The organism is Lacrimispora amygdalina (assembly GCF_900205965.1).
In the GTDB taxonomy this organism is placed as follows: domain Bacteria; phylum Bacillota; class Clostridia; order Lachnospirales; family Lachnospiraceae; genus Lacrimispora; species Lacrimispora amygdalina_A.
In genome coordinates, this window is sequence record NZ_OAOF01000018.1 from 47989 (window position 1) to 71346 (window position 23358).

A 23358-nucleotide genomic window follows, 5' to 3' on the forward strand; every position below is an offset into this window, starting at 1 on the left:
TTTTTGTCTCTGCTTTTATTTTTGCATATTTAAAAACCATTGTAAATAACTAAATAATATGAGGTTAACAGTTAGTACCATAGTTGATATTTTGTTAAGAAGCAACAAAAAACATGGTTCATAACTCTTAAAAATGTAAAAAATAGTTATAAATATTATTAAAATAATTAGGGGTTAAAAATCAATATGTAAACAAAAATAACTGGTTTGTAACCAGCCTCAGGTATACTGACTAAGAGGGAAATATTGCCATTACGTGGCTTCCATATAGAGTAAGAAATTAGAAAGAAGAATTAGAGGAGGGTGTGAAATGAAGGGAGCAATGAAGAAAAGACATCAGATTAAAAGAATGATTGCCTGGTTGCTGACTATAGCCATTGTTGCAGGTAATGTATCTCAGCTTAATGCAACTACGGTTTATGCGGCAGATTACACAGCACAAAGAACGGCTACACCATCAAGCGCGTCAAAGGCCTCTCCGTCAGAAGCTACACCATCACAGGCAAAACAGGTGATAGATGTTAAGGTTACCCAGTCTGCCATAGAAAAAGTTCTTAAGAAGGATAGTGACAGAAGACCTGAATTAAAAGAAGATATGATTCCGTTTAAGGGAGAGCAAAAAGATCTGGTTATTGAAAAATTATATGAGGAATTGGATGGAAAAACGTTAATTCTTCAGAAAAAATCAGGTAAGGCCATGTACCTTGTGGTAGTCTCCGATGTGTTGGACGGTGAACCTTTTAGCTGGTCCGATGAATCAGACCGTATTAAACAGGAAGCCATCCTTCAGAGCGTTCAGATTATAGGTGTGAACGGATATAAGGACCGGCAATGCGAATTCCGACTCAGGATAGTAAGTGACAATTTTGTTGTTACAGATGCCCAGTTAGATGAATATGCGGTAGTTGGTGAAAACACAGAGGATATCATTACGAACAAATCTGGAAGCAGTGCATCGGGCAGTGCTTCTGCAGGGGGAACGGCAGCAGGGACACAAGCAGATTCGAAAGCAGAAATACAAACGGAAACTGCAGCAGTAACCCAAACAGCAGCAGAAACCCAAGCAGCAGCAGAAACCCAAACAGAAACAGCAGCAGAAACACAGGAAGTGGAGTCAGATTCTAATATTAAGGACGATCATAATACGGAAAGTCCAGGAACCGAACCTATTACATCAACAGAGAAAGAAACGGAAGCTGCTGAACCGAATGTAAATGAAAATAATGCTTCAGATACTGCATCAGATGAAGTGAAATCGGAAAGTAAAGAGGAGGTAAAAACAGAACAGACTGAACCAGAGAAAGCTGAAGTGCAGGAACAAGACAGTAATAATTCTGTTGATTCCGAATCTGGAAATGACAGTTCTGTCAGCGAAAACAAAACAGAAAATCTGCAGGTTTCCATCTCCAGGCATCAGGTTCCGGTACTTACAGAAGCGCAGGAAACTGCCACCCCTTCGGAGACAGTTTCAGAGCCAGAGAGCTTTGACAGTGCAGATATTGTCTCTGTCGGAAATGGCCGCGTTTTATCCGGAGAGGAAAAGTCTGCGTTAATGGGAATTGACGGGGAAGAGGATGAAAAGACCTTTAGTCTGACTTCGTTATTTACCCAGCCTTCTTTTTCCATGGTAGTTCCAAGTTTTGGTATCACATTATTAAATATGGAAGTAAGTGATGAGGCAAAGCTTTCTCCCTATGAAACTGCTTTAAGCTATTATGGTGAAGATGCATCTGATAGAAAAGATACGGTGGAAATTAATCTTAGCCAGAGCATGACCGGCGAGATAAAGGCAGGAAAGCTTTTTAACTATACCATTACTTATACAATGCAGGCGGCTCCGCTTTACGAATATGCGGCAGGCGGAAAATTGTCTTTGTTTGATACCTATGAAAATGCAGTCATTTATTTTACAGTTCCTGCAGGTATTAAATTGGAAGAGCAGAGCGGGAAAGTTGAGCTTTCTACATCAGACAGCGAAAAAAGTGTTTATGCAATCCAGGTTGGAGATGAAAACCACACCATACGGCCCGGAAAGTCTGATAATATTGTGATTAACGCTTATATAGACGGAAACGGTAAAAGGGCAGTAGGTGAGAAATTTGCACTGTCAGATAACAGCGTTGCATTTCATGCGGACGTAAAGGTTGCAGATAAGACAGATAAAGAAAATGTTACATATCCCGGAAATATTCCGACAGTCACATATGCCGACCAGCCGTCACAGACCCAGCTCCAGCTGATCTCCGATGATGAGTGGCACATTAAAAAGAGCGTTTATCCCACAGATCATTCTTACACAGTTGTGAAGGACGATGCGGAGAATCCTAAGTACGTTGATATCACTTATATGATAGAGGTGGGGATGTATGGGAATCCGGGTGTGATTTCAACACAGCCGAGTGGCACCATTTATCAGACTTATGGACGTACCGGATTCGAAAACAACTCCTTCCATATCACAGATAATCTTTCCATAACAACACCCAATGCTCCGGATGGGATGAAGCCTATATCTGTCAGTGCGACATGGGGAGATAAAAAAAGTTTATCATTCAGACAAGATGGCGATGGATCCATTGTAATAGATGATTTTAAAACACAGGGTCAAAATGAAGCTGATGATATTTATGTTTCAGACGCGGCCCCAACTTACAGTTCGTATCTGGTGACTGCCCGATATCCTTATGAACCTTTTGTTTTAAAATACAACGACCCTCGTGTAAATGATTCTTCGGTATTTACTATTTTAAACCAGGCTCATTTAGAATATATCAAACTGGGAACCAGTCAGGTTATGAAAGAGGATTCTGAAGCAGCTGTAGCAGTACATGAGGTGAATAATCCAGCAGTCATCCAGATAGTTAAATTGCTGGACGAGGGAATCGGAGTTTTAAAGCCATATGATCTGACCATGGAAAAGGAATATCCAGGTTCTGCTGAATTTGAAATTTATTCTGTTGATTCGCAGGGTAATGAGACGCCTTATGACAATTATACTGTTCTGGAACCAAACGGTAATTTACTGGTAAAAGGAATAATAGCTGTTAATCCATCCAATGAAACTGATGAAGAACTTCCTTATACAACTGGCAGCAGGGGTTATATTCAGATTCAGGCTGATCCGGGAACTTATGTGATCAAGGAAGGAAGGAAACCTGCAGGTACAGAATACGGCTATGCAGTAGTGGATTCTAACACCTTTAGAGACAGTCAAGAGATTAAATTCAGTATTAAGGCTGGAGAGAATAAAGAAGTTAAGGTGATTAATAACGTCGTTGGCAAGGGTGCAATTGAATTCTATAAAAAGGCGCGTACCTGGAACAGTGTGGATACTAATGAAACAGATTTAGGTCCCCTGATCGGTGCAGAGTTTACACTTTATCAAAAGATAGACGGTACATTAAGTGAAGTGACAACGGTTAAATCAGACGAGAAAGGTTTTGTAAGGTTTAAACCGGTTACCCCTGGTGAATATATTGTAAGAGAGAAGAGTGCGGGCGGATATATTCTTGACACACATGATTATCCTGTAACGGTAAGGAAAGGGGAAACCTCTGCCTTAAAGGAAGACAGGAATTACCTTGTAAATACTTTAAATAAAGCAAAAGTGCAGGTAACAAAACTGCTTCAGAGAGATGATGGCACCTACGGAGGCGTACCCTGGCAGTACAGAAGGGATTTTAATAACCATTTCTGGTTTGAGTCATCCGTTGGGGGAAGCAGCTGGTCCAGAGTTTCTGTGAATTCAAAAAAGACTTATTCTCTGGATGGAAACAGTAAATTTACAGCTGAGCTTCCTATTTATGACAGTGGGAATCATTTAATTCGGTACAGAGTAGTAGAACAGCTTCCGGATAGATATTATGATGGAAACTCTGAGGGAGATGGGGTTACTACAGAAACCAAAGATAAAAAGACATATCTTTATAAAGAATTTACTCTTGTACCATTAACAACAACATCAGTTCAGCTTAAAAACAACAGACAGGGAGTCTTAAAGCTTCAGAAAGAAACCTGGACATTTGGCAGCGGTGATTCCTCTGGTAAACTCATTACGAATAATTCCAATGCCGGATTTAAGTTTAAACTATACGTGGCTGATAAAAATCAAAATAATTACAGTGAAGTAACTCCTGCTAAAAGCTATGTAACGGATCAGAAAGGTATTGTTATTGCTGATAATCTTGATATCAGCAAGGATTATTACTGGAGTGAAGAAAACAGTTCCGACCGTTTAGAGGCAGAGGAAGATGGGAAAACCATTGATAACGTATTGATTAATGGGGAGAAGATATCTCTTATCGGACCTTTTACAGTCAGCAGGCAGTCAGATACCAGTGTCAAGGCGTATAACATACCACAGAAAGTACCTTACTGGCTTCATAAGTACGATATAACGGATGAAGCTAAAACAATTACGGCAACGTTTATCATTACAAGGAAAGAAGATGAAGTGTTTAAAGGAACTGTCTCTGCAAACGGAACATTTGTTTCTTTGGATCCTGGAACTACGTATGTGGCAAAAGAAATACAGGCACCGGAAAATTATGTTGGAGAAGAGATCAGGGAGTTTACGACACCAAGCGGTCCGATTAACAGAAAACAACTTAAGGATTGGTTTTCAAATGAGTCCACAACCACCCATTTGAAATTTTATAATAAGCCATATCAAACAGTAAATTTAAAGAAAATAAAATATAGTTCTGATGGTAAAGAGGATAGTAAAGCTAAACTATCTTTTGAAGTATATCAGAAAGATGGGGATACTTTTCAACCAGTAACTCTTCCAAATAAAAATAATATAATTGTATCAAATACAGATACGGTTATGGCACCGGGAAAATATTATTTTAAGGAAGTTCTGGACTCAGATGTTATTAATCCTTTATTTCTGATGAATAACAAAACAGATGGATCGTATAAGGGTTATATTATTCAAAATAGAATGGTCTATTACGGACCGGCAGAGGTAAATGCAGTAGATATAAACGGTAAAAAAAATATTGATCTCATGTTAAATGATAATAAGGCTCTGGTTAATTTTCAAAATGAGGGCAGAGTGAAGGTTACGAAATTGGATGCGTTAAGAAATACACCAGTAAGCGGCGCTGAGTTTGGAATTTATTTAAAATCCAAGTTTCGCCAGGATGACTGGGTTAACAGTATTAAAAATCCCATTCAGACAGTAACCTCCGGCACTAACGGTCAGGCTGTCTTTGATAGTAATGAGCTGCGCATTTTCGATGACAGCGGAAACCGGATCCCTTATGTGATTGCGGAGATCACAGCACCATCGGGATATCTTCCCTCCTATAAAGTGCTGACAACCACACTGACAGAAGGAAAAACCATTTCCACAGTGAATGGAGAGTCATCAGGAGCGCCGCTGATAATCAAAGATGAGCCGAAGCTGACAATACGGACCCAGAAGTACTGGCGTGATAGCTGGAATGACCAGTTCCATGAGGTGAACCAGGCATTAGGGAATGTAAGCCTGGCTCTTTATAAGGTAAACCGTGATCAGCCGGAAACCGCTGATTTAGTAACGGTACAGGTGACAAACGAATTTGACGGAATTGCAACGTTCAATGATATTGACCGGAATGATACGTATTATGTAGCAGAAGTCCGGGTGCCCACCAGAAGCGAATCAAGACTGCCTTTTGAATTAAACATGGGAAATAAAGAACCGCTTCCTCTTGAGAACGGGCAGCCGGCAAGGAGTCTTTCTGTGGCGGATTTAAAGGAGCGGTATAATGCAGTTTCATTCAGCGGAAAGGATCTTCCAGGTAATGTAGAATCACTGGTCAGATATACGGATCCGATTTTTAACTATAAATCATGGGTTCAATTTAATATATGGAAGACCTGCGATGGGATAACCTTTGGCGGAGGCACTCATGATATCCATATGGTAAACGGTGCAGGATTTACTCTTTATAAAATGCTTTCTGATACGAAGAATTTATCTTCAGTTAAATTAGAAGATTTTACTGATGAGGAAAAATTCGAGTCAGAAGGGCAGTATGAAAGCGGCACTCGTATCGATCCGGAGACAGGTAAGCGGCTGGATGGCCAGTTTGACACCACAATTTTGGATGATGGTTACGTATACTGGCTGATTGAGGATAAAGCTGCACCTGGTTATACTCTGGATGAAGGTGGGAAGATTGCTGCCGTATTTGTTCCGGATCATTCCGGATACAGCGGATATAAAGAGATCCGGCATCCTTATCAAAGTGGAAGAAACGAAAAAATAGCGGTCATAGTCAATCAGCATTCCAACGGTGGAACAGGACTTGAAAATTATCATTTTCAGGTTGCTTTAAATAAATGGCTGGAGATCACAAAAAACAATTATACACTTCTTGGTGGTGTAAAATTCAGGTTATGGCTGTTAGATCCGGCAAATAGTGAAAAACTACTGCCAATTGATGTGGTGGAAACCGGACTGGAATCTGACAGCATTCATAAAACCGGTTATGCGCTTTCAAAAATAATCAGGTTGGATGAATTAAGCAATCAAATCACAGCAATGGGAAAGAATCCCAGGGATTTCCTTACATATAACACTGAGGGTGAACCGGTAAAGCTTTCTGTGGGACTGGAAGAGATTTATGCGCCATCTAAGGTGACTTTAGATTCAACCCTTCATATTTTAGAAGTAACAGTTCCGATTAACAACGACCATATTGATGATCAGTATTTCTGGGATGACAGCAAAACGGATCCGAAGTACAGGCTGATTAATCAGGTATCCGAAGAATATCCGGTAACCATCAAGAAATACGGATATATTCCGGATTCCAGTACATTCTATAAAACCGACGATGAACTGGACGGAATGAATATTCAAAAGACACCTCTCGCCGGAGTGAAATTCGAAGTCTGGCGGTATCAGTGGAATAATAACGAATATAAATATGAGAAATACGGAACGTATACCACAAAAGATTCTGGTCAGATTGAAATACCAGGTGGACTTCCTTCCGGTCTTTACCGAATGAAGGAAACCTTAACTTCACAGCAGCAGGAACAATATATTACCATGTATACCGGCGGAAATCTATGGAGGTACTTTACCGTAGCCAGCTCGTCTCTGACAGTTCCGGTTTATAATGCGCAAAAGCCCATGCTTGAGATAGAAAAAACTTCATGGAACGGAGAAAAACCTGAGGGACTGTCCGGTATTAGATTTTCACTAAAAACTCCGTCAGGAGGTACGGCCTCTGCTATAACCCAAAAGCAGGCGGATGGAAGGTATCTTGCTGTTTTGGACGGACTTGAGAGTGGGATATATACGATTACCAATGAAACACTGGGAAGCAGTGCTGAGAAGATAACAGCAGATAATTATTTTGAACCGACTTCCATTTCTGTTGGCTACAAACCGGTGGCAGACGGGAATAAGGTGACTCTGGTTCCTGTTGCAGATGGAATAAACGGCCAGCTTGCTGCCCTGACCATCAGAAATCCAAGACTGGCACAGCTTACCTTATATAAAACAGACGGTGAAAGTAAGAAAAGTGACGCGTCCATGAAAGGGGCTGAGTTCCGTCTGGAGTACATGAAGTTCCGTACAGATACAGATTTAGACGGAGGCATACTAAGAAATGTGGAAGATCCGGCTTATGAAAAACCGTCAGAGGGCTTTTCGTCTATAAGCAGAACACTGGAGGATCGAAAGGATGGATCTTATGTCCTTAAGAATTGTCAGCCAGGCTGGTACCGTATTACGGAAGTAAAAGCACCTGAGGGATATACGGTTGATACCGCGCCTCTGGTAGTTGCCGTGACCGGTGACATGACCGGAACTTATAAGAATGCAGAAGTAACCTTTGAAAACCGGGAGAAGGTAGCCCTGACAATTACAAAGAATCTATATTTTGGCGATGGGTTTATAAATGACCAGAATATCAAAGAGAGGCTTCCGGCTCAGGTGATATTTGATGTATTCACCTATTCGGATGCGGAAAAAGCCTATAAGCCGGTATATGATGAAAATCATCAGCCCGTGGCAGTTACAATACATAACTTTGAGGCAGCAGCCGGCTATTATACAGCAGAGGGAAAAGTACTGCTGGCACAGTATCCGGAAGGCGGGGCCTACTATGTTAAAGAACGGGAAAATCCTGACTGGATGCTGACTGGAGAAACAGGAGTGACCAACGCAAAGCTGTGGTCTGACGGTTATATCCAGGTCGGAACGAACAATGATTTTACAACCAAGACTCCGGTAGCCATAGGAATTGATAATCAATATGCGAAAGCAAGAATACGCATTACAAAAGTGGATGCAGCGGATTATTCAAAGAAGCTGACAGGTGCAGGCTTTCGTTTATATTCCGACCAGGCACTGACTTCCTATGTGGGAGATTTTAAGGAAATCGGAACCAGCGGTGTCTATGAGTATGAACTGTCAACTAAGAAATACAGTCTGGGAACCTATTATGTAAAAGAGACCAATGCTCCGGTGGGATATCTCACCATTGGAACAGCGATTCCGGAGCAGGGGCTTACAGCGGAAACCGGAAAAACGACTGAAATTACTGTAGAAAATCAGGGCGGTATTGATTTCCAGATTACAAAATACAGCGGAGATGGTAAAACAGAAGCGGCAAAAGCCGGAATGACATTCGAACTTTATAAAAGAGCAGAGGGAAATATCTGGAATTATGTAACAGAGGGAACAACGGACTCCCAGGGAAAACTTTCGTTCCGGGGACTGAAACAGGAGCCGGGATATTCTTACGGTTTGTATGAGGTGCCTGATAAGGATCATGGGTTTGATACCTACCGTGTGGAAGCCTTTGAAGGAGAACATGGAATGATACTCCCGGTAACCGCAGATTTAGTTAAGAATGGAGATACCAGAACAGGACTCGATTTATACGTGCTCTCAGGTGATGACACCAAAGCGCCTGGAGTATACCAGTTTACGGTACATAATCAGGAAGCACTGCCATTAAAACTGTTTAAAAATGATGTTAATAAACAGGATAATCCCTCCGGTTCCATTCATGCATTTATAAAGGTAACAAATAAAGAGACAGGAAAACAGGTTGGGGATATTATTACAGTGCCTTATGGTGAGACTGGAACTACAGTCATGCTGCTTCCGGGAGTTTATGAATTGGAAGAAACAGCCATTACCCCTAATACAGATGGTTATGTGATTAATCCGGATGACAGCAGAACGATTTATAAGAAAGAAGTGACCATTGAAAAAGGAACGGTCCCTCCGCCCTGCGAGTTTACCAACGTAAAACAGAAGACTGGTGTATCTCTTGAGAAAACCACGCAGACTGCTTCATTAAAAGATTTGTGGTGGAATGACGGTCAGATGGTTACTTATACCCTGACTCCAGGAGCGATTAATACAATTCCTCTTGACCAGTATGAAGTTACCGATCAGGGACTGACCATGCTTGATTCAGGAAAGAATACTCTTGATGAAACCCAATACAGTGATGAAAAATATACCATAGTCTCTGTTAAACCAGGAAAAGCCGCTCAGCTAAACCGGTTGAAAGAAGGGAATACAGGAACCATTGTAGCAGATGTGACCTTCTATGGTTTTGATGGAAGTCAGGCAGGAGAGGTACAGACAGTAAGCGTTTCCGGAGATGGCGAAATCGGAGAGATAAAGCCTGTTAGCGGAAGAATGGTAAAATCATTTAAGATCAGTTACCGGGACGATACATTAAAGGAATCTACAGAACATGCCTATACACTGGGGCAGGATTTTGTTCCGGGAACAATTACAGTTACGGCAAAGTTAAACCGTCAGGATGCCACTTTGAAAGACGGAAGCTATAAAAAGGATATTAAGTACATCCGTAACAAAGCAGATGTAACAATGAAATACCGTAAGTGGGATGTAAACGGCAATTTAAATTCAAGCCAGGAGTCCAGCCAGACAGAAGCGTTATGTGATATATCTGTTATTCAGAGCCAGGCTCCTACAATGGCAGTTAGCAAAAATGTAAATCCCGTTAAGGGAGTACAGCCGGGTGATACGCTTACCTACACGCTTACGGTAAACAATACAACTACAAGCAGCGATTCACAGATTGCACCGATTCAGAAGCCGGTTCTCATTGATCTGGTTCCTTTGGGAGTTACTGTATCCGGTGAAACCTCCGGAGAGGATCGTTTGCTGACAGCAGTTGCAGTGGAGAGTGGCCCGGCTGGGGTGTCTATTGATAAGACAGTAAGAAAAGTAGATCCTCTGACTGGACGGGAGACGCTATTTATCAGGCTGAATGGAAATCTGGAGAAAGGCGAGTCCGTTACAGTATCGGTTAAGGCAAAGATTGCAGGAAATATTATTAATTATGGTAAAAACATATTGAATACTCTGTTCGTTACCAGTGATGTGTTACAGCCTGCATTTTCCTTAAACCAAACCGGGGCCTCCTTTATGATTCAAACCAGCTCAGGAATTAAGTGGCCCAGCAATGACTTACCGGCTGCAGCGTTACTGCCGGATGAGAATTACCGAAGCTATGGATATGTCTCTGATTCAGCAGAAAATACCATGAGTACAGGAACTGGTATTCAGCTTTATAAAGAAGTAAAAGGAAACTTAGATACCAGATTCGTATCAGGGTCCACGGCTGGAAAAGTGGCAAAATCGGCAGATGATACGGACCTTACTAAGTACGATGGATCTGTATTATACCGGCTTATGGTAAACAACGCTTCGGCACAGGATTACGTCAGCCAGCTGCAGCTCATGGATATTATGCCGGTTAAAGGAGATTTCAGTACCAGTAAGTTTGAAAGACTCAGTGACTTCCGGTTGAAATATGACAGCATTCAGTCAATAGAAATAGAAAACAGAAAGGATAATGGAGATTCAGGAAGAAAAGTTCGGGACTTTGAATATCAAATTACGTATTCTGACCAGACATTTGACAGCAAGGAAACGGCCATTGCAGCAAAGAATGCAATGCTGGATGACAATACATCTAATTTCTGGTCCGATCGTTCCAGTGATCCCACGGCGATCCGCATTAAGATCACAGATCCTAAATTTTATCTGGCGCCGGGTGAAAATCTGGTAGTCACCTATAAAACAGTGGTACCTTATAATAAGGCAGAAGAACTGGAGGATGCTGCTTACGGCTATGCCGTTAATGATTTTGCTACCGCTTTCAGCTATAAAGAATCAGGTCTTGAAAGCGAAGAAAAGAAGTTTTCCCAGGCACAGACCAGTAATTCCGTCCAGGTACTTCTCGTTCCTGGTAATGTAAAAGTTTCCGGAAGAGTCTGGATCGATGATGACAACAATGGAATTCAGAATGAAAGTGTAGAAAACGACCATCTTCTTACGGATTTGTTCCCTCTGCTTCAGAGCGGATACTTTAAGGTCAGCCTGCAAAAGTACAGCAAAAACGGGGATGATCAGACCTCCACGGAACCTGGAACCGCAGATGCCAGATTCCTATTTGACGATCTGACGCCAGCAAAACCATATGGACTGACTGGATCCGAATTTACGGAGAGCGATGAAGATGGGTGGTACAGCGGCAGTTCTTTACGGGTAACCAGCTTAAAGGGAGATGACCCGGCTCATTATCAGATCGAGGTGAGCAGGGGGACGATGCCAAAAGGTTTTGAGGATCTGGTATTAAAGCTTGCAAAACCAAATATGCTGCCTGATGGAGAAAACAAAAAAGCAGGACGTTCCAGATTACCAAAGACATTATTGGAAGGCGGAGCAAACTACGATGAAAGCCGAGACAGCAACTTTAATGAAACGAAAAACGGATATTCCTCCGAAGACTTCTTCTTATGGTCCACTGCAGGGGAATACGATACAACCAAAGACATCGGCTTTGTGCCTTATCGAAAGGTAACAGTTAAGAAAATAAACAAAGCCCAGAATCCGGTTGAGGGAGCTCACTTTACGGTATACGGACCTTTTACCAATGAGGAAATGGAATACTTCAATCGTACACCAATTACCGATTCATCCGTTCTTGGAAGCCCGTTATCAGAAGGTGTGACAACGCTTACCGACGGTGAAGCAGTCTGGAATGCAGGAGAGCTTCTTTATTACAGAAATTATATTATCACAGAAGACGGTGCTCCCGCAGGCTACCAGCTTGACCATGCCGTATCAGGCGATATGGTAACCATGGATTCTTATAAAGTCCAGGGGCAAAAGGCATGGATTCTTAAGAGTAAGGAATTTAAGACAGAGGCGGACCCAATACCCAGCACGGTTACAGTAGAAGATTCTTATATAACCGGATCACTGGAATTTACAAAGCTTGACGGACTGACCAGAGATAAGCTTGCCGGTGCCACATTTGAGATTAAAAAGCAGGGGACTGTAGTCAAAGATGCATGGAATGCACTGATCGCATCAATGAAAAAAGATGCCGCCTCCATGGGAATAACCGATGTGAAGGAAACGGAGAAGGGTGTCCGCTTTAAAATTACGGACGGACTGGTAAAAATTACAGGAATACCACTTGGCAGTTATACTCTCTCTGAAATTCAGGTTCCGGATGGTTATGATATCTCTGGAAGACCGGAAGAATCCGGGTTTGAAATCAGTTCACAGGGGCAGCAGGCACAGTTAAGCAAGATAGAAGGAAATGTAATTGAGAATACCAGAACAGAATACAGTTTAAGCATCAGAAAGGCGGATAATGCCGGAAATGCTGCGGTAAAGGGAATTTCATTTTCTATCTCAGGACCAGGAACATATGAAAGCAGTACCTGGAATCCGTTTAGCAGAAACAAGTTTAAAATAAACGACCCGGATCACTCTGGTTATGAAGTGAAGCAGACCGGCAATGATGGTGTTGTTACCTGGAATCTTCCCTATGGGGATTATGAAATTACAGAGCTTTCTGCTCCTGGTTATCAGACCATAGAACCGTTTTATGTCAGAATTGGTCAGGATGGTACGGTCTCACTGCTGAACGGAAAAGACAGACCGGAACTGGCTCTGGAAAGTCAGGCACAAAAGGAAATCAATGTGGTAGTGACAAACCAGATACAGACGGCACCGATTACCATTGAAAAAATGGATGAGGAAAGTAAGAATCTGATTACGGGAGCATGGTTTGAACTCAGCGGAACATCTCTGGTTAAAGGAGCATTTGAAACGTATTTAGAGAATGTGACCGGCATTGGTGTATCTTCTGTAACAACAAAGTATGACGGAGGCGTTCTGTCTGTAAGCTTTCGAATGGAGGGTCTGGGAGATTCCAGGCAGGCAGTCTTAACCAGGGTGCCATACGGAACGTACACATTGAAGGAGACTCAGGCTCCGGCAGGGTATCTCTTTGGCGGCATTTATGGATTTACAAAAGATTTTAAGCTGGATAAACCGGAAGGCATCAGTCTGACAGGAGATAAAGCTGTTATCAATAAACCTCATGAGCTTACGATTGAAAAACGGGATAAATCAACAAATGCCCTGCTCTCCAATGCTGTATTCGTCTTAATGACAGCAGATGGGAAGTATGTCAGTCTTGATGACAACGACTCTTATACCGGTTTGACTGATAAAAATGAGGAGGCATCTTCATTTACAACCGGCAGTGATGGAACTGTCACAGTGAAACGCCTGCCAGCAGGAAATTATGTTTTAAAAGAAATCAAAGCACCGGAAAACTACAGTGTATCTGCTGATACGGAAGTTTCGGTGCTGGAGACCGGTAATACAGACAGAATTAAAGTATATGATGTGAGAGACCGGGCTAAAATCCGTATCAACAAGGCTGCAGCACACAACCATGAGCTGCACCTGTCAGGAGCGGTATTTGAGATTTATTCCGACAAAGATTTAACAGCTCTGGCCGGTACCGTAATAACGGGATATGAAGGTACGGGTGAGTCTCAGATGCTTCCGCTTGGAACCTATTATGTAAAAGAGAAAACGGCTCCGGACGGATATGAAGCCAGCAGCAGAGTCTACGAAGTTACCTTAAAGGAAGACAGTGAATCCGGCACTGTAACATCAGATGGAAGCCAATTAGTATTCAATGATTATGGAACCGGTAATCTGACATTTGATAAGGTAGACGGGGTGACGGAAAAACTTCTTCCGGCAGCAGAGTTCTCCTTAACAGAGAAAACGGTCCAGGTAGAAGGATCATTTGAGGATTTTGCCAAAAAGCTTCTTGCCATGAACGTGGAAGAACTTGATGCCATGGGAATCAGAGATGTGAAGAAATCTGATAACAGCATACGGTTTACGGCATTTAACGGTCACGTGGATATGGGGAAAATACCTTATGGTACCTATACACTGAAAGAGGAGAAAGCTCCGGAAGGCTATTTAAGCTTAAGCGGTAATGCAGAATTTGATTTTACGATTTCTGCAGATCACAAGAGTGCTGTACTCTCCACGGATAACAAGGTGGTTAATGACCGCGCTCAATTTATAATTAAGTTAAAGAAAACTGATAATCTGAAAAGAAGCATAAGCGGAATTAAATTCCATATCCTTGGGCCAGGCAGTTATGAAGAAACCGGAATTTTAACCGTATTTGGGTCCAGCCGGTTCCATACTAAGCCGGAAGCCGGAAGCGGAACCTTTGTTACCGGAGACGACGGCAGTTTAAGTCTGGGCTTAAAACATGGAGATTATCAGATCAGAGAGGATGCATCAGACCGTTATGATTCCATTGAACCGTTCTACATCAGAGTGGATGAAAAAGGGGTGGTCAGCATCTTAAAAGACAACAGCAAGGCAGTTTCTGTAGAAAATGAATCTGAGAAGACTATAACAGTAACAAATCAGATCAGCACAGGAAGCATGAGTCTGGAAAAAGTAGACAGTGAGAATACAAATAAAAGACTGGACGGTGCAGAATTTACGCTGACCAATATATCTACCATGGTTCCGGGAGCATGGGACAGCTACCGCAGCCTTGCAGCTTCTAACGGAGCTGCCTGGACGCAGGAGAATGTGAAGGGAAATACCATCACCTTTACCCTGGCGGGAAAGGCAGAGATTACGAATCTGCCTTACGGCACATACCGGATTACCGAGACTAAAGCTCCTGAAGGATACTTGTTAGGCACTCAGCCATGGAGCAGGGAATTTACCTTAAGCCGGTCTCAAACCAGTGAGCTTTTTGTGAAACCTGCTCTCTTTGGGAAGGCCAGAGGTGCGGTAGAAAATCAGCCATCTAAGGTGACTGTGGTTAAGACCAATGCGGTCTATGCGGATATCCGGCTGGAAGGTGCGGAGTTTACCATGAAAAACTCAGGAGGCAGCTATGTCAAGCTGAATGGCGGTTCCTTTGCTGGCTATACAGCAGAAGAAAAAGAGGCTTCCAGATTTAAGACAGACAGCAGCGGTCAATATATCATAAAGCGCCTGCCTGCAGATACGTACACAATTAAAGAAACCAGAGCACCGTATGGATACCGGATTAACAACAGTATTCCGCCTCTGACCCTTGATGGAATCAATAGCTTTACCATCACCATACAGGATAAGAGAATACGGGGCGGTGGCGGAAATGACGATGGACCAACACCTCGTCCAACTCAAAGTACAGTAACCATAATACCGGATCCTGTGCCTCTGGCAAACATGCCAGGTGATAACCAGATTGATTTTGTAACGATTGATGACGGAAATGTCCCTCTGGCAAAATTGCCAAAAACAGGTGAGCGCAAATCCAATGCCGGAAAAGTTATGGTGGCACTGTCAGGCTTCATGCTGGCACTGTATGCGGCACTTAATAAAAAGAAGAAGTTAGAGAAATAAATAAATCAAAATGCTTGGTTGACTTTATTAAATTAACTTGCTATAATTTTAAAAAGTTATGGTGAGGATATAAGGCCGGAACTTTTAAGAGTTCCGGTCTTATTTTAACATTTGAAATAACTTTCATTTATTAACTTAGGGGGAAAGAATATTATGTCCTACGTGGATGAAGTTTATGACAGAGTCGTAAAACAGAACCCAGGTGAAGGGGAGTTTCACCAGGCAGTGAAGGAAGTTCTTGATTCACTGCGCATAGTTATTGATGCCAATGAAGCAAAATACAGAAAAGCGGCACTTTTGGAGCGCCTGGTAGAGCCTGAACGTATTATTTCTTTTCGTGTACCGTGGGTAGATGACAGCGGTCAGGTAAGAGTAAATAAGGGATTTCGAGTACAGTTTAACAGCGCAATCGGGCCTTACAAGGGAGGATTAAGACTTCATCCTTCTGTAAACCAGGGGATTTTAAAATTTTTGGGTTTTGAACAGACGTTTAAAAATTCTTTAACCGGACTTCCCATTGGCGGAGGAAAAGGAGGATCTGATTTTGATCCGAAGGGTAAATCAGACAGAGAAGTTATGTCATTTTGCCAGAGTTTTATGACCGAATTATCCAAATACATTGGTGCAGATCAGGATGTACCGGCAGGAGATATCGGCGTAGGAGCAAGAGAGATCGGCTATCTATACGGTCAATATAAGCGCATGACCGGGCTTTATGAGGGGGTTCTTACCGGAAAGGGGCTTACCTACGGAGGATCCCTGGTACGTACCCAGGCGACCGGTTATGGGTTGATCTACATTCTTGATGAGATGCTCAAACATAACGGCAGAGACTTAGAAGGAAAGAATCTGGTAATATCAGGATCAGGGAATGTGGCGATCTATGCATCAGAAAAGGCAATTCAGCTGGGAGCTAAGGTAGTAGCTTTAAGCGATTCCAATGGATATATTTATGATAAGAATGGCATACGCCTTGATGTAGTAAAACAAATCAAGGAAGTTCGAAGAGGACGGATTAAAGAATATGCAAATGAAGTGGCTTCTTCAGTCTACACAGAAGGAAGGGGGATCTGGAACGTTCCATGTGATATTGCTCTTCCCTGTGCCACTCAGAATGAATTGAATTTAGAGGATGCCAAAAAGTTGAAAGCAAACGGCTGTTTTGCAGTTGCAGAAGGTGCAAACATGCCGTCTACCAGAGAGGCAACCGATTTCTTCCTGGAGAATGCAGTAATGTTTATGCCTGGCAAGGCAGCTAATGCAGGCGGAGTGGCAACTTCCGCACTGGAGATGAGCCAGAACAGTTTAAGGCTTTCCTGGAGTTTTGATGAAGTGGATAAGAAGCTTCATGATATCATGGTAGGAATCTACGAAAAGACTGCGAAAGCTGCGAAACGTTACGGCGTAAAGGGAAATTATGTGGCAGGGGCCAATATTGCGGGATTTGAGAAAGTGGTAGAGGCCATGATGGCGCAGGGCGTCGTATAAGACCGGTGGACTTAAATTTGTTATCATCAAAAATTTTACTGGAATTATCAAATGTTTTAGTATATAATAAACGGTAAGGCTTGAGGCGGAGTGTTCTTCGCCTTATTGTTTTCCTGAAAATTATCTTAGAAAAACAGAAAGCAGGTGATGATTCTATGCACAAATTCTTAAGAACCATTGGTTTCAGTCTTTATGAAAAAGACAGGGATATTGATAAGCTGCTGGATAGGCTCTGTGAAGATCTGTCCGACATGAGAAGGATTCAGATTGACGAAGAGTCCAATCTGTGTGAAATCCGCAGAGAAGCGGCTCCTGGTATGGGGATTGCCATCTATGGAGAGATGGACCGGGATGGAAAGTTTCAAAGAATGTACTATTACCCCTATTTAAAAAGCAGCGATATAACTTCGGAGGTGTCATGCTCCATACAGCGTCATACGGAACGGGAAACCTATGCCGGACTTTTAGACGAATATAAAGTTGGAATTTCTCTAATCTTTTATATAGACAATTCCTTTGAATGCAGAGAACGGCTCATAGACCATCATTCCATGGATACCAGCTATTCATGCCTTACCGGTCTTGCAGTCAGCGGAAAGGTACTTCTCCCGATTCAGAAGTCAGATAAGCAGAGGGAAAAAGCGAAAGTCGCTGCAAAGGACCGCAACAATCTGCTGGAAGCCGCAAAGAACGGGGATGAAGATGCCATGGAGACACTTACCATTGAAGATATTGATCTTTACTCCCAGGCATCCAGGCGTGTGATGAAGGAAGACTTATATTCGATTATTGATTCCTGTTTTATGCCCTGCGGCGTAGAATGCGACCAGTATTCTGTGATTGGTGAAATCATTAAAATCGATGAGAAAAAGAACCAGATTACGGAAGAAGAAGTTTATGATTTCACTCTTGAGTGCAGTGATTTAATATTCCATGTCTGTATAGCAAAAAAAGATTTAACAGGTACGCCTGAAATAGGGCGCAGATTTAAAGGACAGATCTGGATGCAGGGAACAGTAAAATTCAAGGAAAACGTAGAATAAATCCAAGATAGACTTGACGAAATCTATAATTTTGAATATAATAAGTTTTGGACTGTGCTGCAGGTTTCCTGCGGCACAGAGATGTTTCCGTAGCTCAGCTGGATAGAGCGACCGCCTCCTAAGCGGTAGGCCGGGTGTTCAAATCACCTCGGGAACAGGATAGGGTACCGAAGCCGTCTGGTTTTCGGTACCTTTTTTTAGGTGTGCTATGGAAAGTAAATCCTACCAACGATAAGATCTTCTATAGATACGTAAACAGGTAATGCAGGCGCTGTATAAGAAGAGGGGCTGCAAACCGAGAGTGCATAATCATCTGATATTTTATAGTAATTTATGAGGTAGGGAGTGGGGTGATTTTCTAAAGTAATAGTCTTTTCTGATACATAGAAATTATTCAGAGGTTCTCCCAGCCCTTTCCCAATACATTTTAAGTAGCTTTCTTTTGCTGTCCAAAACCGGAAAAAGTAATGATACGATTCAGGTGCTGTAACTGAGTTTATTAATTGTATTTCTTTTTCATGAAAATAGTGGTTTGCAATGTCTAAATCCATATCTAAGCTTATCTGCTCAATATCAATTCCGATATCAGAATCTGAAACAGCGCATGCAACCAAGTCTCCGGAATGTGAAATATTAAAGGAAACATCAGGATAGTCCGGCAGAATTGGTTTGCCATATGGATTATAGGTAAATTGAAGTGGAGTTTCCGGTATGGCAGATCCCGATCTTTTAGAAAGACCGTAACGCAGCAGCATTTCCCCACAGACAGTTCGGGCTATATCAATTTCATGCCGGTATTTTATGGCCTTTTTTTGGCGCTCCTGGCTTAGAAGCTGTATAAATGTTTTTAAAATGCTGCTATTAATATTATTGCAGGAAAGTATATATAATTCATATGCCTGTTTCATCAAAGGTACTCAATTCTATGGATATTTATGGTAGTTACATATGTATTATACCATATCTTTTAGATTAAATGGTTACCTGAACTTTATATTTCATTAAACTTACTGAAAAAAGCATGCCTGGAATACTCCAGGCATTTATAAGTTTCCCATTAACCACCAAGCCATTTTAATGGTACTGTAACTAAAGGCGGAAAGAGAATAAGTGCAAACACCAGGATCACCTGGAGTACATAGTAAGGCATAACAGGTTTAATGATTTTTTCCATACTTACCTTTCCTGTAGCACAGGCAACATTCAGTACAGGACCTACGGGTGGAGATGTGAGTCCAAGTACATTGGCAAGGGTAAATACCACACCGAAATAAATGGGATCTATTCCGGCAGCGTGGATCAGTGGAAGCATAATAGGTGTCATGATTAAGATGGTTGGAACAACATCAATGCAGGTTCCCATAATAATAATGATAATCTGAAGTACCAGGTTTAACAGTGCAGGATTTGCAGTAAGACCATGTAATGATTCTGTCAGCATCTGGGGAATCCGGGATATAGTCATCATATAGGCAGCAACCTGTGCAGTGGCAGCCAGAAACATGACAACACTGGACATTTTAGCAGCAGCTACGAAAGCCTTAATTAAATCCTTAAATTTCAGTTCTCTGTAAACAAAAACACCTACAGCAATAGCGTAAACAACTGCAATTACACCTGCCTCTGTAGCAGTGAAAACACCTCCTCTAAGACCAAACAAGATAATAAGCGGCAGTAACAATGCCCATAATCCGTTAATAAAAATCTTCATGACTTCCCGAAATGAGTATTTTGTTGTATCCGCTTCTAAGTTGTCCTTTCTGGTGACGAAAAACCAGACACCACACATAATAATTGTTAAGTAAGCTGCAGGAGCAATTCCGCCTAAAAAGAGGGATTTGATTGAGCAGCCGGCTGCGACACCATATACAATCATTGGAATAGACGGCGGCATAATAGGAGCTACAAGATTAGAACTGGCTACAAGACCGGAGGCTTTTGCACGGTCATATCCGGAATCTACCATCATGGGAATCAAAATTGCCCCAAGTGCGGCAGTGCTTGCAACCGCAGACCCTACCAGGCTTGCAAACATCAGACAAGCCAATATGGTTACATAACCAAGGCCGCCGCGAAACCGTCCTACGAAAATGTTGCAGAATTTAATAATCCGGTTCGTAAGGCCGCCACGGTTCATTAACTCACCGGCAAGGACAAAAAAGGGGAGTGCCATCATGGTAACGCTGTCGGTTCCCCGCATAAGCTGCGCCGCGATGATCTGCGGGTTAACGTTGTTGCCTCCAAGTACCATAGCAGTGGCAGCACCGCAAAGAATAAGTGCGTAAGCAATAGGCAGACCAATTGCGATTCCGCCGATCAAAAATAGTAAAAAATAAATTAAGATTGACATGGTTCCTCCTTATTCAATTGTTGACGCACCTTCATCCTGTGGGGTTATCAGGTCTTTTACCGTACATTTCATTACCCATAGTTTAAAAATATTGCCTGCAGCCAGAAGTAAGATGGATATGCCCATGATAAACCCGGCAAGATATACAAGCCATACAGGAAGGCCGGTCGCAACCCATTTGTTATGGTAATTTTGCAGCATAAGACCGTAACTGCCTGCAGTAAGAGAGGTCATAAGCCATATAATAAGTCCCTGTATCAGTGTATACAGCAGTTTCTGGGATGTGGCCGGTAATCGGATAAGTACCGAATCAATCAGAAGATGTCGGTTGTCACGCATGGCTTCAATTGATCCAAAGTAGACCAGATAGATGAAACTGATTCGAGCCACCTCTTCCGACCAGGCAAATCCGGTATCAAAAATAAAACGCAGTATTACGTTTGTAAAAACAAGTAGAATCATTACCGCAAGGGCAATGGATATCAGAACTTCAATTCCTTTAAAAAGGGCATTTAACAGCCGGCTCATAGGCACCTCCTGTGAATGGATAGATCATTATTGGACTGCTTTAATTTTCTCTGTCAGTTCTTTTGCCCATGGATTTTCCTGGTAAAGCTTATCGGTAAGGGGTTTGATCTGCCCCACGATTTTTTCTTTATCCTGCGCCGTACATTCTGTTACTGTTACACCGTGATCCTTTAGGAACTGACGGTCTGTGTCAACACTTTTTATGTACTCATCCCACGCATTCTCACAGGAAGCTTTTGCAGCCTCACGGATAATCTGCTGCTGGTTTTCACTTAAAGCATCTAAAAAGCTGGCAGAGGCAACAATTTCCAGGGTTGAAATAATATGATTTGTTTCGTAAATATATTTCTGTACTTCATAAAAGGCTTCGCTGATTACCGTTACCATACCATTATCCTGACCGTCAACCACTCCGGTTTCCAGTGCGGAGAACAGCTCGCCAAGCGGGATTACCTGGGCAGAAGCGCCAAGATTTTCAGCTATGCCTACGTGAATGGGATTGCTTGGCATACGGAACTTCTGACCGTTAAAATCATCAACACTGGTAAGCGGTTTATTGCTGGTAAAGGTTCTTGCGCTGTTTGGCCCCCAGCCAAGCATATAGGCGGTGGGAAATTTTTCATGAAACTCATTGCTGATCTCTTCCGCAATGCTGCCTGTCCATACTTTTTTTGCATGATTTAGATCACGGTATAAAAAAGGCCAGTCGGAGATTAACATGGTGGGATATTCCTGATTCATGGGCGTTCCAACAATTGCAATCTCAATTGTGCCGTTGCGGACTCCATCCCATAAATCCCCTTCATTGCCCAGTGTACCGGAATGATAAAGTTCCACTTTGATAGTACCGTTGCTTTTTTCTTCAATCATGGGTTTGAATATATTATCCAGAGCAGCGGCCATGGGATGAGAAGCACTCCAGTTGTCGCCCACCTTGATTGTGACTATCTTTTCAGCAGCTTCAGTACCCCCCTGAGTCTGACAGGCTGCGAGAGAAAAAACTGTAATAACGGATAAAACAATAGCAGTAAATCTTTTTTTCATAGTAACTCCTCCTAAACGTTCTTTGAATGTTTTGATTATTCAAATAAAATGACCATTTTTGCCATTCCCTCTGGTGGGTTCTGCATATTTTTAAACACCTGGTCGATTTCTGAAAATAAAATAGTATCACTGACAATACCATCCAGCCGGTAGGCTTTCTGCCGGAACTTTTCTATTGCAGGCTCAAATTGTCCGGATGACATGCGTGTTCCAATGATAGAAAGCTCTCTGCCGTTTATCATGCTTTGGGTTATACGCTCAGCAGATGTACAGAAACCCAGTGGTACGATACGGGCGCCATTGGCAGGAATGCCATTTTCCAGAAGCATAGTCAGTGACCCTGGATAACCGGCTGCATCAAAAATTACATCTGCACCCTCCCCATTGGTATATTCCTGTATCCGGGAATTTAAATTTTCTGTTCTGGTATTAACGGTTAAGTCAGCACCAAAATTCGCTGCCCGATTCAGAAAGTTTTCTTTGATATCCGCACAGATTACTTTACACCCTTTTTCCTTGCAGACCTGCAAAATAATAGAACCGATCGTCCCCATACCCAGAATAAGTACAACATCACTTTCCTGCACACCAGCCCTTTTGGTACAGTGGCCGCCAATAGCAAAGGGCTCAATTAAGGCAGCTTCCTCAAAGGGCAGATCTTCCGGCAGCAGATAAACTTCATGCTCGGCAGCAGTGAAATATTCCCTCCAGCCGCCATCCACTGCAGCACCCCGTGCCTTTACTGTTCTGCAGATGTTTCGCCTTCCGTTTTTACACTGCTTACAGCTGCCGCAGGCAACTACCAGATCGACAACAACATGGTCCCCTTTCTTAAATTTTGTGACTCCCTCCCCGATTTCTTCAATGATTCCTGCATTTTCATGTCCTGGAATGCGGGGAAACTCCGCCATCGGGTTCTCTCCCAAAAATAAATGAAAATCTGAACCGCATACCCCGGCTGCCTTCATCTTGATAAGAACTTCACCTCTCGACGGTTTTGGACGTTCCGTTTCCTCAACGCAGTACTGGAACGGAGCCTTTACTGAAATTTGCTTCATATAACCCTCCTTTATGTTTTTGTTGTATCATATCTGATATATTTATATAATATATAAGTGATATATATCAGATTATAATAACTTTATAACATTATTAAC

Annotated in this window: 8 protein-coding genes and 1 tRNA gene; 4 read left to right on the forward strand and 5 right to left on the reverse strand. The window is 42.3% G+C overall.

What is annotated here, in order from left to right; all coding sequences use genetic code 11:
- The first annotated feature begins 2911 nt into the window (after positions 1-2911).
- The 4 genes from CRO04_RS20195 (at position 2912) to CRO04_RS20210 (ending at position 18436) form a co-directional block, all read left to right on the forward strand.
- Entirely contained in the window at positions 2912-15748 is a 12837-nt protein-coding gene (locus tag CRO04_RS20195; protein WP_420323214.1) for a doubled motif LPXTG anchor domain-containing protein, read from the forward strand.
- Positions 15749-15901: 153 nt separating this feature from the next.
- Positions 15902-17236, forward strand: coding sequence for an NADP-specific glutamate dehydrogenase (gene gdhA / locus CRO04_RS20200; RefSeq protein ID WP_097006047.1), 1335 nt, complete (start codon positions 15902-15904; stop codon positions 17234-17236).
- Positions 17237-17391: 155 nt separating this feature from the next.
- Positions 17392-18279: a DUF3881 family protein gene (locus CRO04_RS20205; protein ID WP_097006048.1), complete on the forward strand. Its 888-nt coding sequence runs from the start codon at positions 17392-17394 to the stop codon at positions 18277-18279.
- An 83-nt stretch (positions 18280-18362) separates the two neighbouring features.
- Positions 18363-18436 (forward strand) — tRNA-Arg (locus CRO04_RS20210).
- Positions 18437-18485: 49 nt separating this feature from the next.
- Here CRO04_RS20210 and CRO04_RS20215 read toward each other — a convergent pair.
- The 5 genes from CRO04_RS20215 to CRO04_RS20235 all read right to left on the reverse strand — a co-directional run bounded on the left by CRO04_RS20215 (position 18486) and on the right by CRO04_RS20235 (position 23259).
- Positions 18486-19187, reverse strand: a complete 702-nt coding sequence (locus CRO04_RS20215) for a 4'-phosphopantetheinyl transferase family protein (RefSeq protein ID WP_097006049.1) — start codon at positions 19185-19187, stop codon at positions 18486-18488.
- A gap of 149 nt (positions 19188-19336) precedes the next feature.
- Positions 19337-20629 carry a TRAP transporter large permease gene (locus tag CRO04_RS20220; RefSeq protein WP_097006050.1) on the reverse strand — a complete coding sequence of 431 codons (1293 nt, stop codon included), beginning with the start codon at positions 20627-20629 and terminating at the stop codon, positions 19337-19339.
- A 9-nt stretch (positions 20630-20638) separates the two neighbouring features.
- Complete coding sequence (locus CRO04_RS20225; RefSeq protein ID WP_097006051.1) at positions 20639-21157, reverse strand: TRAP transporter small permease; 519 nt, start codon at positions 21155-21157, stop codon at positions 20639-20641.
- Positions 21158-21184: 27 nt separating this feature from the next.
- Positions 21185-22201 (reverse strand): TRAP transporter substrate-binding protein, encoded by a 1017-nt coding sequence (locus tag CRO04_RS20230; RefSeq protein WP_097006052.1) that lies wholly within the window; start codon positions 22199-22201, stop codon positions 21185-21187.
- A gap of 35 nt (positions 22202-22236) precedes the next feature.
- Positions 22237-23259 carry an alcohol dehydrogenase catalytic domain-containing protein gene (locus CRO04_RS20235; RefSeq protein ID WP_207654490.1) on the reverse strand — a complete coding sequence of 341 codons (1023 nt, stop codon included), beginning with the start codon at positions 23257-23259 and terminating at the stop codon, positions 22237-22239.
- Positions 23260-23358 lie beyond the last annotated feature (99 nt).